At 43.8% G+C, this 13,735-nt stretch carries 11 protein-coding genes; 7 read left to right on the top strand and 4 right to left on the bottom strand.

Annotated features, from left to right (window positions below):
- The first annotated feature begins 135 nt into the window (after positions 1 to 135).
- From ACHUGF_RS03625 to ACHUGF_RS03610, 4 genes are all read left to right on the top strand, one after another.
- Positions 136 to 2,259 carry an ATP-binding protein gene (locus ACHUGF_RS03625; protein ID WP_394129416.1) on the top strand — a complete coding sequence of 708 codons (2,124 nt, stop codon included), beginning with the start codon at positions 136 to 138 and terminating at the stop codon, positions 2,257 to 2,259.
- The gene (locus ACHUGF_RS03620; protein WP_394129415.1) at positions 2,250 to 3,620 is read left to right on the top strand and encodes a sigma-54-dependent transcriptional regulator; all 1,371 of its coding nucleotides are present in this window, start codon (positions 2,250 to 2,252) and stop codon (positions 3,618 to 3,620) included. The genes ACHUGF_RS03625 and ACHUGF_RS03620 overlap by 10 nt, the downstream gene beginning before the upstream one ends.
- A 246-nt stretch (positions 3,621 to 3,866) precedes the next feature.
- Complete coding sequence (gene galK, locus ACHUGF_RS03615; protein WP_394129414.1) at positions 3,867 to 5,009, top strand: galactokinase; 1,143 nt, start codon at positions 3,867 to 3,869, stop codon at positions 5,007 to 5,009.
- Positions 5,010 to 5,028: 19 nt separating this feature from the next.
- A complete protein-coding gene (locus tag ACHUGF_RS03610) occupies positions 5,029 to 6,066 on the top strand; it encodes an aldose epimerase family protein (RefSeq protein ID WP_394129413.1) in 1,038 nt (345 codons plus the stop codon).
- 83 nt (positions 6,067 to 6,149) lie between these two features.
- Here ACHUGF_RS03610 and ACHUGF_RS03605 read toward each other — a convergent pair whose 3' ends face one another.
- The 4 genes from ACHUGF_RS03605 to ACHUGF_RS03590 all read right to left on the bottom strand — a co-directional run bounded on the left by ACHUGF_RS03605 (position 6,150) and on the right by ACHUGF_RS03590 (position 9,726).
- Positions 6,150 to 6,587 (bottom strand): hypothetical protein, encoded by a 438-nt coding sequence (locus tag ACHUGF_RS03605; protein WP_394129412.1) that lies wholly within the window; start codon positions 6,585 to 6,587, stop codon positions 6,150 to 6,152.
- Positions 6,588 to 6,905: 318 nt separating this feature from the next.
- Positions 6,906 to 7,892: an NAD(P)H-quinone oxidoreductase gene (locus ACHUGF_RS03600; protein WP_394129411.1), complete on the bottom strand. Its 987-nt coding sequence runs from the start codon at positions 7,890 to 7,892 to the stop codon at positions 6,906 to 6,908.
- 179 nt (positions 7,893 to 8,071) lie between these two features.
- Entirely contained in the window at positions 8,072 to 8,950 is an 879-nt protein-coding gene (fieF, locus tag ACHUGF_RS03595) for a cation efflux pump FieF (protein ID WP_394129410.1), read from the bottom strand.
- A gap of 251 nt (positions 8,951 to 9,201) precedes the next feature.
- Positions 9,202 to 9,726 (bottom strand): Spy/CpxP family protein refolding chaperone, encoded by a 525-nt coding sequence (locus ACHUGF_RS03590; RefSeq protein WP_394129409.1) that lies wholly within the window; start codon positions 9,724 to 9,726, stop codon positions 9,202 to 9,204.
- Positions 9,727 to 10,094: 368 nt separating this feature from the next.
- Between ACHUGF_RS03590 and ACHUGF_RS03585 the strand changes: the two genes are divergently transcribed.
- The 3 genes from ACHUGF_RS03585 to ACHUGF_RS03575 all read left to right on the top strand — a co-directional run bounded on the left by ACHUGF_RS03585 (position 10,095) and on the right by ACHUGF_RS03575 (position 13,663).
- Complete coding sequence (locus tag ACHUGF_RS03585; RefSeq protein ID WP_394129408.1) at positions 10,095 to 11,453, top strand: cytochrome C biosynthesis protein; 1,359 nt, start codon at positions 10,095 to 10,097, stop codon at positions 11,451 to 11,453.
- Between the two features lie 107 nt (positions 11,454 to 11,560).
- Positions 11,561 to 12,247 (top strand): response regulator, encoded by a 687-nt coding sequence (locus ACHUGF_RS03580; protein ID WP_394129407.1) that lies wholly within the window; start codon positions 11,561 to 11,563, stop codon positions 12,245 to 12,247.
- The gene (locus tag ACHUGF_RS03575; protein WP_394129406.1) at positions 12,248 to 13,663 is read left to right on the top strand and encodes an ATP-binding protein; all 1,416 of its coding nucleotides are present in this window, start codon (positions 12,248 to 12,250) and stop codon (positions 13,661 to 13,663) included.
- The last annotated feature ends 72 nt before the right edge of the window (positions 13,664 to 13,735 follow it).

Below are 13,735 nucleotides of genomic sequence, written 5' to 3'. Positions count from 1 at the left end.
CGTAAATGGAACAAAAGATGGAAGCTCAATAACTAACTTTTCCGTTTTCCCATAGCCTAAGAAATAAAAATCGCGTCATTGGTCACCTTTACTTTTTGTGGCATTTGTTAATCTGACGCTATGAAATATTTGCCTATGCCTGTCTCATTTACCCTACTGGTGTTTGTTGCATTAACAATCACACCACCAGCGAGTGCGAGCAGTGAACAGCAAAAGTCAGAGTTAACTAATCTAACGCAGCAAAAAACAACTGACGCGATTAATCGTAATGAGCCAAATGGCGATGTGTTTCAAGGTGATAGAGGCTATAACCGGATTGTTTTTGGTGTTCACTCAAAAACTGCACCACTTGAGTGGCGCGCCAACGGTATAGATCAAGGCTTTAATGTAGAACTCATGCAGCGCATTGGTCAGATACTGAATACGCCAATTTCTGTGCGCCGAAAAACCTTCCAGCAGTTAATTAAAGATGTTGAAGATCCACACAGTGATATTGATATCATCGCGGTCGTGTCACCCATCGGCATTAGGCGCTCATTGAGTCAATCAGACCCCATTTATGCGACCCATGCCAAAGCCTATACTCGCCAAGGTAAAGCATTTATTGATACTTGGTCTGATCTCAACGGCAAACGGGTGGCCATTAAAAATGGCGCACTAGTGGATGTGTTTTTAGAGAATCAGCCACAAAATTTTACTCCTGTTGTAGTCGACTTATACGAGACCGGTTTCCAGTTATTGGGCGAAGATGCTGTTGATGTTGTACTGGCTGAGAATTTTGTCGCAAGGCGTTTGCAACCTAAATACCCCTTGGTTAGAAGTGCCAGTGACCCACTGATTTTTGGTGCATTTTCATTTGTCAGCCATCCAGAAAAAGCGCTCATCATGCGCGATATCAATACCGCATTAAGGCAACTTAAATTGTCTGGTGAGTATGATCAATTGGTACAAAAATGGTTCGGTACTGGGCGAGAAAAAGTTGACATCACCACCACCGAACGAAAAATGTTAATGCTGGCAATTTTGGTGGCCATCGTGTCTATCTTAGGCAGTTTATATACCGCTTATGTGAGCCGTAATTTACGTATTCGTTCAGAGGCGCTCAGCCTTGAATTGCAACAACGCCAAATTGCAGAGAAACAGATTTCTCAACTATCGCAGCAATTTCAAGATGTGCTTAATGGTATTCCCCACTGTGTCACCATATTTGACCATGATAGGAGGTGTTTATGGAGCAATGACACTGAACATCAACTTGATAAAGGCACATTTTACTTTTTAGATGGCAAACCATTTTCACTATTCACCAGCGTCAATCAAGTAATTGACACTCAAGGCTCTTTTATCGCGGACATGCGCAGTGGCGACCTATTTTGGCAAATACAAATCCACCCAATCACCAATGAGCAAGTCGTGGTGTTATTACAAGAAAACACCGAACAACATGTGCTTCGCCAAGCCAATGATGAAGCGAGCCGCCTCGCATCTTTAGGGGAGTTGTCTGCGGGGATTGCTCATGAAATCAACAATCCAACTGGGATCATTATTCATTCTGTTGCCCTATTTAGTGATGCGATAGCTGACATGCAAGCCGCTGCAGATAGTTACCAACAACAAAATCCGTTTTGGTTAGTCGCAGGGCTTGCGCCGCAGCATGCCTTTATTGAGCTACAACATAGTGCACAAGTTGTCGAAGACAGTGCTAAACGCATTAGCCGTATCGTGAAGGATCTTAAACAATATGCTTTACCGCATATCGATAGCCATCACCAAGCTATTGCCATTAATGAAGTAGTGCAAGTAGCGTTAAGGCTAACTGCGAACCAACTTAAGTGTGTTCAGTTAGAGGTTGACCTTGATCCGAATGACCCGATGGTATGCGGTGATGCTCAGCAGTTGCATCAGGTACTAATCAACCTGCTGCAAAATGCATGTCACGCCTGCGAGCAAGCAAACGATGCTATCAAAATTACGACCCAAAAAGTCGGCTCGAATGCCAGTTCTAAAGTCGGCTCGAAAGTGATCGTCACCGTCAGTGACACGGGCACTGGTATGGATAGTGCAACGTTAGCAAGGATCACTGAGCCTTTCTTTACTACCCGTCGCTCCTATGGCGGCAGTGGTCTAGGTTTATCTGTATGCAGCCGTATTATCAAAGAGCACAATGCCACGATGAAAGTCACCTCAACCATAGGGCTGGGGAGCCAATTTCAATTAACCTTTGAAAGTCTTGAAAGGAGCCATAAGTCATGCTGTTAGCTCGTAATATATTACTGGTAGATGATGAAGCCTCTTGGTTAAGAACATTGTCAGTTACGCTACAACGCCTAGTTCCTGAGGCCGTGATTGATACCTGTGTAGATAGTCGACAAGTGATGAATCGCATGGCCGTGACCGATTACGCACTGGTATTGCTCGATTTGACCATGCCATATCAAAGTGGTGAGCAATTATTGCAACAAATTCGCCTAGAACAACCACACACAAGGGTCATCATTGTCACGGGCGTGAATGAAGTAGACACGGCTGTGAATTGCATTAAGCATGGCGCATATGATTACTTTATTAAAACCGATGATGTAGCCGATCTCGGCCATTCCGTTAGAAGAGCTTTAGAAGTGGTCGGCCTTGAGCGTAACTACCAAAGAATTAAAGACAGCTTTTTAAGTAAAACCCTGTCACAGCCCAAGGCATTTAGCCACATTCTAACCTGTGAACCAGCACTTATTGATCAATTTCGCTATTTAGAAGCGATTGCATTTAGCCCTGAACCCATATTAATTGAAGGTGAAACGGGTACTGGCAAACAAGCATTCGCTAAGTGTTGTCATCTACTTAGCTCACCTGATGCACCATTGATAACCGTTAATCTCGCAGGTATTGATGCTCAGCAATTTGCCGCACAGCTGTTTGGCCAACTGTCTCAAACGCCCGGACAATCTGTTACTGGCGCAATACACAAAGCAGCTAAAGGCATTATCTACCTTAAAGACATTGCCGAATTACCATTAGAAAGCCAAGCCATTTTGGTTGAAGTGATAGAACAAAAACATTACTTCCCTGTTAACAGCGATCAGCATTACCCTGCCCACTGCCGTTTTGTGGTATCCAGTCAACACCCGTTAATGTCGCTGATGCAACAAGGCAAAATTCGCAGCGACTTATTTTATCTGCTTCAAAGCCATAAGCTCAACCTGCCCCCCTTAAGAGAGCGCCGTTTAGATATCACGATTTTGTTGAATCACTTTGTTGAACTGGCAGCACAGGAACTTAACCTCACGCCACCACCTGTGCCAAGTGAGTTAGCAAAGCAACTACAGCATTACCCTTTCCCAGGCAATATTAATGAACTGAAAAGTATGACCATTGATGCCGTGAGTCGCAGTAGTGCCAATGCATTGAATATTGCCCCCTTTATGCAAGCTATTAACGCGGTAATGCCACCACAACTTGATTCAACACCGATTCATTTTGGTGCCGAGTTACCGACATTGGCGGCAATGAGCCAAGCTTTAATCGATGAAGCAATGAGCCGGACTGCACAAAATCAAACAGCAGCGGCAAAAATGTTAGGGATAAGCCAAAGCGCCTTGAGTCGACGTTTAACGAAAGAAAAATAATTTTTAGCCATTAAGAATCAACTGATTAACATCATTTTTTGCAATTACATTGCTTTTATAAAGAAAATTTCGCCAAAGCGTTAATAGCAAAATATTCATAAGAACAATCAATTCGCTTCATTTACGGCTAAGTAGCTTAAAATCTGGCTTTATCCATGCTATAAGTCACCATAGACAAAGTGATATAAATCACATTTAGAATCGTTCACAGAAGCATTCACCTTATTTGTGTGGGAATCGATGACTATGGAAAACCCTGCTCAGCAAGCAATGAAACTGTTTGTGCAAAATTTTGGCACAAAAGCTGACGACCTTTACCAAGCGCCTGGGCGTATTAATATTATTGGCGAACACACCGACTATAACGAAGGGCTTGTGTTACCTGTTGCCATAAATTTCAATACCGTGATAGCGGTAAAACACCGTGATGATTACCAGTTTAGGGCAGTGAGTGATGCGTTTCCTGGCGAAATTCAACAGTGGGAATTTGGCCATGAAGGCGACATTGCTGATGATAGCCAGTGGTATAACTACCTTAAAGGCATTACAGCAGCCATGGCACTGTCTGGTCTTCATGCGAAAGGGTTAGATCTCGCCATCGTGGGCAACGTACCACTAGGAACAGGCTTGTCTTCTTCTGCGGCATTAGAAATCGCCTTTGGTACGGCAATATCTTATGCCGACCAACTGCATTTATCACCATTAGCCATCGCTCAGATTTCCCAACGAGCTGAAAGCCATATGACCCGACAAGAGTGCGGTATTATGGATCAAATGATCAGTGCCTTAGCAGAGCCAGACCACGCACTATTAATTGACTGCCTAGAGCTCGACAGTGAACCCGTACTGCTGCCAGAGAACTTAAGCTTAATTGTGATCGATTTAAATATCGATCGTAAAAGCTTCATGGCACAGTATCAGGAACGCAAACAAAGTTGCTATGAAATCACTGAGATTCTAGGGCTAGACTCATTGAGAGATTTAACCCAAATCCAGCTACATAGAGCCAAACAATTACTCACTGACAGCCAATATCGCCGAGCATTACATGTCATGACAGAAAGCCAGCGAACCGCCAGTGCAGCAAGAGCTTTACAAGAAAACAATCTCAATCGCTTTAGCGAAATAATGCACCACTCGCATTGTTCACTTCGGGACAATTTTGAAGTAGTCACCCCTGAAATGGATCATGTTATCAATGCCGTACATCAGTTTGTTGGGGATAAAGGCGGCGTCAAAATGAGTGATGGCTGCATTATTGCGCTTGTGGATCATGAACTGACAGATCAAGTGATTGAGCTTGTAGAAGACAGCTTCCATAGCCTCACTGGGCGTGACGCGACTATTCATTTATGCTCAGCATCAGGCGGTGCAGGCCGCATTACTTAACTTCCTAATAGAGACCATCATGATTTCAATTTCTCACCTTACGCCTTGGCAAGATCCACGCGGTGGAAACGTGCAGCGCATATTGCTCGATAATGGCATCATAAAATTAGAAGTATTGAGTTTGGGCGGCATTATTCGCACCCTCGAGGTTGCTGATAAACACGGCACTGCAGATAACATTGTATTGGGCTGTGACAATATTGAAGATTACTTAGCCCAACAAGCGCACTTAGGTGCTGTGGCTGGTCGTTATGCCAATAGGGTTGCCAATGGCCAGTTCAGTTATCAAGGGCAAACTTATCAATTAAGTGTTAATCAAGCGAGTAACTGCCTACATGGTGGGGAACAAGGCTTCAATCTGAAACATTGGCAGATGCAAGCCATTGAAGATGGTGTTCGTCTGACGCTATTAAGTCCTGATGGTGATATGGGCTTTCCCGGCAACTGCCAAGTGCAATTAGATTACCGCCTAAATGAAAATAAACTCATGGTTGAGTTTACCGCGACCACAGACAAACCATGCCCAGTTAGCTTAACCCAGCACAGTTATTTCAATCTTGGCGGTAGCCAATGTCAGACCAACACTGAACATCTCATTGAAGTTGACGCGAAACAATATATGACCATGAATGAAGTCGGTGTGCCTACGGCAATGGTGGCCACTCAAGGTAGCGATTTGGATTTATCAACACCGACACCTATGTCGGTGCAAAGCCAGCGCCCTGCACTCGCAGCAACCAATGGCTTTGATCACTGTTACGTTTTAGCGCAGCAACCGGGTAAACTCACCCGCTTTGGTAGTGTGTCTCACCCAAGTTCTGGACGTATTATGACGGTATATACCAACCAAGTTGGGGTGCAATTGTATGGCGCAAACTTTTTAGAAGGCACCATAGGGTATGCAAAGCAGGTATACCAAAACTATCAGGCTGTGTGTATTGAACCTCAGTTAATCCCTGACTCACCTAACCAGCCACAGCTCCCAGGTGCACAAATGACCACCCCCGAACAGCCCTATAAGCATGTCAGTTGCTATGAATTCACAGTCAAGGGGTGAGTAGGCTCACGCTTAGCCTGTACCAAAGAAATATCAGATTCAGCTGAATACAAAAAGGAATAACCTAGGTTATTCCTTTTTTGTTAATCCATATCGTCTAGGTTGTCGCCCATATCATGAATATCTTCATCGGCGTCATCCGAATCTTCATAATCATCGACTGGCTCAGGTGCTGCTTCTTCTTCGATCGGTTTCGCTTTCGCCTTGGTTGCTGGCGCAGAGTCTGGGACAGTTGATAAATCCAATCGCGAAGGATGTGCGGCTAAAAACGCACTACGGGCGGCTTGGAATACCGACTCAAATTCGTCCTTTGCTGCTGCAGTTTGCGCTGAATCTAGATCATGCAAATTCGCATTAACAATATCTTCGACAAACTCAATAATGGCATCGCGCCCAGAATGGTAAAAATATACGCGTCCTGGAGAAGCTTCAGGAAGGCTACCATCAAAGATCACGACAGTGTTGCCTTTGGCTGTACGTAACTCACCGTACCAAACTTGTTTTTTTGCTTTGTTATACATATATGCTAACACCCTTAAATCAACACATATATTGCACATGACTGACATTAAGCTAAACATTAAGCTAAAAGTCAGGTCATGTTGCGTTTATGACTTTTCTGTATTTAAACAGAAAATTTTCCAGAATCAATGCTCAATTTGATGATTTTTTTATGAATTGCTTGAAAACCAAGCAATTCATACACTTGGTTGCAGTTAACAAATCCATATTGTGATATCTACCACAATCACATCAGATTAAGCTAGGTCATAATTTAGTCGAAAAAACGCAGGGTTCAAGTGCCACGACAACAATTTCTACGACAAAGCGGCCGTTTTTTAATTTTTACTTGACCAGTCGAGCACCAGTTTTCCCCTGTGTCGTCCAGACTCCATTCTCTGATGCGCCGATACCACTTGCTCAAAGCCAAATACCTGATCAACATGAATAGCCATCTTGCCGTTATCTAACAATGGCCATACATGTTGCTGCAATTGCTTGGCAATCTCAGCTTTGGCATCATTACTTTGCGGCCTAAGGGTCGAACCGGTCCACGTAATACGCTTTGCCATTATTCGGAACACATCGACAGTGGCCTTAGCACCGGCCTGCATGGCCACAGATACCATACGTCCATCCATGGCTAATAATTTCAGGTTTTGATTAATAAATTCACCACCCGCCATATCAAAAACCACATCAATACCTTGACCTTGGTTTGCTTCAAGAATCGGCTCAACAAAATCCTGTTGGTAATTGCATGCAAAATCTGCCCCCTGTGCGAGGCAGTACTCTAACTTTTCATCAGTGCTACTGGTCGCATACACTTTCGCGCCCATTGCTTTAGCTAACTGAATAGCAGTAGTGCCTATTCCGCCTGAACCACCATGGATGAGTACGGACTCGCCTTTGCAAAGCCCTGCGCGCATGAATAGATTGCCCCATACAGTAAATAAGGTTTCTGGCAAGCTTGCTCCATGCACTAAGCTCATTCCCTTTGGAATGGGTAAACAATGACGGGCGTCAGTCACCACGTATTCAGCATACCCACCGCCGGGAACTAACGCACAGACCTGCTGATCAAGCTGCCAATGTGTGACACCATCACCTAATGAGACAATCGCTCCTGATACTTCTAGACCAAGTATAGGGCTAGCACCTGCGGGTGCTGGGTAAGCGCCTTGACGCTGTTTAATATCAGGGCCATTCACACCCGCTGCTGCGACCTTAATTAACACTTGCCCGGGTAGCACAGTGGGTTTAGCACCATTGGCAATGTATAAAACGTCGGCTGTACCAGTGTCGGAATATGTGACGTATTTCATTAAATATATCCCTATTGATGAAATGGCGTTGCTAGCAGTATTTTTGTACTCAATGCTTTCTAGATAAGTATCTATACACAAAGCATTGAGGCATTGGCTTATTTAGCCCCTAGCCCTGAAAAGGGCTAACAGCTAAAAAAGTTTCTATATCAGATTGCCGTATGTTGAGGTGACTGAGTTTACACAGGGTCTTGATGAACAATAACCTCTGCGTCATCAAATAATGCCGCAACCCTTTGTTCCACATTATCTGCGATCAAGTGCGACTCTGATAATGTCATGGCGCCGTCTAACTCCAAATGCATCTGCACAAAGGTTGTCTTACCGGCTTCACGAGTACGCAAGTCATGCACGCCAAGTACTAGTGGATCTTGTTTAGCCGTAGTGATGATTTGCTCACGCACTTCAGGCTCTAGCTCTCTGTCTAATAATGTTTGAATCGAACGGTATGCTAAATCAACAGCTTGCTGACCAATAAATATGGCAATCAATACAGCAAATAGGCCATCTGCCCACCACCAGCCATACGACGCTAACACGAGTGCTAGTAACACTGCGCCATTGAGTAATAAATCAGATTTATAGTGAAGCGAGTCCGCTTCAACCACTGTACTGTTGGTTTTTTCTAACGCCCGTTTTTGCAGCATGACTAGCGCCAAAGTCATCACAATCGCAATGATCGACACCACAATGCCCACAGTGGCTTGCGTAATGGGCTGTGGGTTAATCAGCTTTTCACCACCATAGAGCAGCAAGAGAAATGCAGAGCCAAGAATGAAGGCAGATTGCGCTAACGCAGCTAATGGTTCTGCTTTGCCGTGGCCATACCTATGATCCTGATCGGCTGGCACAATGGCATATCGAATGGCAATAAAATTCACGATAGAGGCCAAGGCATCAGCAAATGAATCAGTAAGCGATGCCAACATACTGGCTGAGCCTGAGTATAACCAAGCAATCAGCTTAATCACAATCAATGTCAACGCGGTAAACACAGCGGCACGACTCGCTAGCTTTACCCAAAAATCATAATCTGATTGTGGTGATGGTGTGCTCATGTCATCTGATGCCTTATATAAATTGGTGATTGTCGATAATACCTCAATCACGCTAAATAACGCGACCAAGTTTACATTTTAGCAGGGCTTACTCAGCTAGAGGGAACAGAGGGGATTAGGTCATAGCGAATTGTATAATGTTACGACTAACAAGCTCCTCTGCACCAATGTCACTTTTTAAGAGCAAAAAAAAGCCACGATAAAATCGTGGCGTTTAGCATTGAGAGGCTATTACATTATTAACTAATGCATTAACGTGAATGTTTACCTTTGCCTTTACCGCGCTCTAACATTTTTTCAAACTTTTCTTGTTGCTCAGGAGTCAACACTTGATATATTTCATTCTGCATTTTCATGAAATTAAGCGTCTTTTGTTGCTTTTCAGCTTGTTGAGCTTCAATCAACGTCGTAGCTTGTGCTTCATCAAAGCTTGAAGCAGTGATCAGTGCTTGCATTTGCTGCTTATGCTCACTACGAGCCTGTTTCATCGCTTCTCTATCACCGCTGTTATCAGCTTTGTATTTTTCAACAATTAGCTTAACTTGTTCTGTTTGTGAGTCAGATAAATCTAACTTACGCAGCATGCGATGCATACCTTTGCCATGACCACGTGATTTTTTACCATTGTGGTAGCCACTTTGTGAATTAGACTCTGCACTAGTTTGTACTGTTTGGGTTTCAGTTTGCTCAGCAAAAGAAGGCGCCATCATAAAAGAAGAACTTGCAAGAATGACAACGGCTGCTGCTGTAGGTAGACGTAAAGTAGAAAGTTTCATAATGATTTCCTCTGTATTTGGTATCAAGCTAACTAACTTGATGCTCAGTATAACCAGTGCAATGTCAAACAGCGTCTAACGGTGTAAAGGTGTGTAAAGACACACTTTTGAAAAATAGTCTCTAGATTTGGGAACCTGTTTGCTAGCTATTCTGTCTATCGTTACAACTGCTCAGTAGTAGTTATCACTAGCACAGGACTCTTTGAAAGATTTTATGCGAACTAGTTAACAAATTGTTTGGATTTTCGTTCACTTACCTAGGCATAAGCATAAGATGGAGTAATAAGCAGTCGTTATTTTCATTGATCTTGAGGTTTATGATGAACAGATTTTTCATCACTATTTTGATTCTTTTTAGCAGCATCGCAATGAGCACAATAAATGTCGCTCATGCAAATACTCCCCCAGCAGATGATCTTTGGATAGGCCAACAAACTAATGGCGAGCCCAACGTTAAGCTGCACTTTTTTTGGTCTGCCACTTGTCCACATTGTAAAGAAGCCCACCCATTTATTGATGCGTTAGCCGAGCGTGTCGACTGGATTGAGCAGCATGACTATTTGATCAGTGAAGATGGCAATGTAGATAAACTCATGGCAATGGGTAAGCAAACGGGGGTTGAACCACGCTCAGTGCCTTACTTTGCCATTTGTGGTGAAGCGGTAGTCGGTTACAACAACCATGATGTCACCGGCCGTTATATCATTGAGCGTTTAGAAGCTTGCTACCGTCAACAAGGTGGAAACCCCAATATCGGCGCGATAATGGATGACTTTTATGAAGCCCCTTCTACGCAAGGCACACCGTTATTTGAAACCTGTGAAGATACTAGCGCTGATCCAACGGCAGGTACCTGTGGCATGTCATTTGAGTCAGCGGCTCCAGGCGTACAACCTGTCAATATTCCATTAATTGGTGCTGTACAGCCTGATAAAATGTCGCTGCCTCTACTGACGGTAGTGTTAGCTGGGGTTGATGCCTTTAACCCTTGTGCCTTCTTTGTATTGCTGTTTTTACTTAGCATCATGGTTAACGCGGGTAGCCGTAAACGAATGCTGTTAGTCGGCGGTATTTTTGTGTTCTTCTCAGGATTTATCTACTTCATCTTTATGAGCGCTTGGCTCAACTTATTTGTATTACTCGGTGGCAGTGATGGCGGCATAATCATTACCTGTGCGGGTATATTGGCGTTGATTGCAGCAGTAGTGAATATAAAAGACTTCTTCATAGGGCGCGGTGACGTGAGTTTATCTATGTCAGTGGAGAACCGTGGCAGCTTAATTAAACGCATGGGTAAGTTGTCTAAAGCCAGCTCGCTGCCAACGTTAATTGTAGGCTCAACTGTGCTGGCCATTTTGGCTAATGCCTATGAGCTACTTTGTACTGCTGGTTTCCCGATGATTTACACCTCGGTGTTATCAATGTCAGGACTAGAAACAGCGGAACGCTACATGTACCTGATTGCCTACAATGTTATTTATGTCATTCCACTTGCTGCGATTGTGATTGCCTTCTCAGCCACTCTAGGCAAACGAAAACTGACAGAGAAAGAAGGCGAAGTACTCAAGCTGATGTCAGGAATCATGATGTTTGGCTTAGGTAGCATGTTGATTTTAGACCCTAATTCATTACAAAACCCAGTACTGTCTATTGGCCTCATCCTCGGCTCAATTGTACTGACATTCATTGTGACCAAAGCTAAGCGTCATATACTGAAGAGTAAGTAATACAAGCGGTTTGCGGATTGTAAAGCTGTGCAATGTTGATTTATTTTAAATCAGCATTGCGTTACAGTTTTTACATTGGTCGCAGTTTGACCCTTATGAGGAAACCTATGAGCCGCATTTTACTTGTTGATGATGACACTGGACTTTCAGAGCTATTAACTCAATTACTTGAGTTAGAAGGCTTTGATGTCACCCAAGCCTTTGATGGTCAATCTGGTTTAGAACACGCCACTCAAGCACAATTTGACCTAATTCTATTGGACGTCATGCTGCCTAAACTTAGCGGCTTTGAGGTACTTCGTGAACTGCGTAAAAGCCACACAACGCCGGTATTAATGCTTACTGCGCGTGGTGATGAAATTGATCGCGTGGTTGGCCTAGAAATTGGCGCCGATGATTACCTGCCAAAACCTTTTAATGATCGTGAACTCATTGCACGTATCAAAGCGATTTTGCGCCGCTCACATATCACCCAGTCTGATAATCAGTTGAATGACAACATTGTGTTAGGCGATCTTGTATTAGACAAAAACCGCCAAGAAGTATTCTGTAATGACCAGCTAATCGAATTAACTGGTACAGAGCTATCACTGCTATTTCAATTAGTGGAAAATGCTGGTGAATTAATGACCAAAGAAGTGCTCAGTGAAGCTGTACTGGGTAAGAAACTAATGCCATTTGATCGCAGTTTAGACATGCATTTATCCAATCTTCGCAAGAAAATTCCAGAGCGTGGCGATGGTCGCCCACGAGTGAAAACCTTGCGTGGCAAAGGCTATATCTGGATCCCGTAAATGGTCAATACTAGTGCTAAGCCCAAACTCGCCTTTTTAAACAAAACGCCTGCTGTGAGCAAATTGTTTGTTAAGCTCATGCTGAGCTTTTGGCTATGTATTTCTCTCGTTATTGGCCTGTTTGCCTTAGTACCACTCATGCAACAAGAGCATGACCGCACGCCGTTGTCACCTCAACTTGAAAACATGCTGAGCCGCGTAGCTGAAAGAATCAGCCATAACAACGAAGAGCTCAACCCTAGAATGCTAAAGCGTCTTGCCCATTGGCGAGATAATGAAAATAGCCCCGTAAAAATCTACTTAACTGATGACCAGGGTCAGGTACTCAATAGCAATCGCTTATCACGAGGGTTTCGCCATTTTCAATTAATGGCTGAAGAAACGGGCTATCCCATTAGCCATCAATTTCGTAAAGACTTATTTTTTGGCCCTTATACATTTGAGTTGAACGACCAGCAATATTTCCTCTATGGCCGCATTCTAGACCACCGTCCACGCCCGTGGTTTTTATTTTTTAAAGAACACAAACTCCTCAGCACTGGCCTATTAATTTTAATATCAGGATTAATCTGTGGCTTGTTGGCTTGGTATCTCGGTAAACCTTTACGTAACCTAAAACACAGTGCAAATGCGCTTGCTGCAGGTGATTTATCTAACCGTGTCGATACCGCAACCACTAAACGCAGTGACGAGATGGGGGACTTAGCTCAGGCGTTCAATACTATGGCTGATTCGATTGAGTCTATGGTGAACAATCAGCAACGCCTGATGGGCGATATTTCCCATGAATTACGCACACCGCTCACACGCTTACAGCTCTCATTGGCTTTAGCCCGTAAAAAAGGCATCGAAAGTGAAGAGCTCAGCCGCATCGGTTATGAAGCCGAACAGCTAGATGATTTGATTGGTGAACTGTTAAGTTTATCGCGTATTAGTCTCAATGCGAGTACACCGCTTATTGATACTGAACTTGCAGAAAGCCTAAGTCAGGTGCTTGATGATGCAGAATTTGAAGCTGCTCAGCAGGGTAAACAACTCAACATTAACATCGATGAGTCGCTACACCTTAAGCACTACCCTAAATCCCTAGCCAGAGCGGTAGAGAATTTATTACGTAATGCTATCCGCTATGCCAATAGCCAAGTCAGTATTCATACCCAAGTCAAACAACAGCAACTGGAAATCGTGGTCACTGATGATGGACCGGGGGTTGATGAACACGAGCTGCAGGCGATTTTTGAGCCATTCTATCGCCCTGACAACGCCCGAGATCGAGAAACTGGCGGCTGGGGTTTAGGCTTAGCTATCACCCAAGCAGCGATTACAGCCCATAAAGGTCAACTTTATGCCACCAATGTATCGCCTAACGGCCTACAAGTGGTGATAAGCCTGCCCTTTCAGCCTATTCCCAAATAGTGCTAACAAGGTTTAGCTAAGCAAATAATACTGTTTATTTTCAGTTTTTTACTGATAAATGAATCTGTGCTG

The sequence above is a fragment of the Shewanella maritima genome (assembly GCF_043643735.1).
In the GTDB taxonomy this organism is placed as follows: domain Bacteria; phylum Pseudomonadota; class Gammaproteobacteria; order Enterobacterales; family Shewanellaceae; genus Shewanella; species Shewanella maritima_A.
This window is presented reverse-complemented; position numbering and strand designations above follow the sequence as displayed.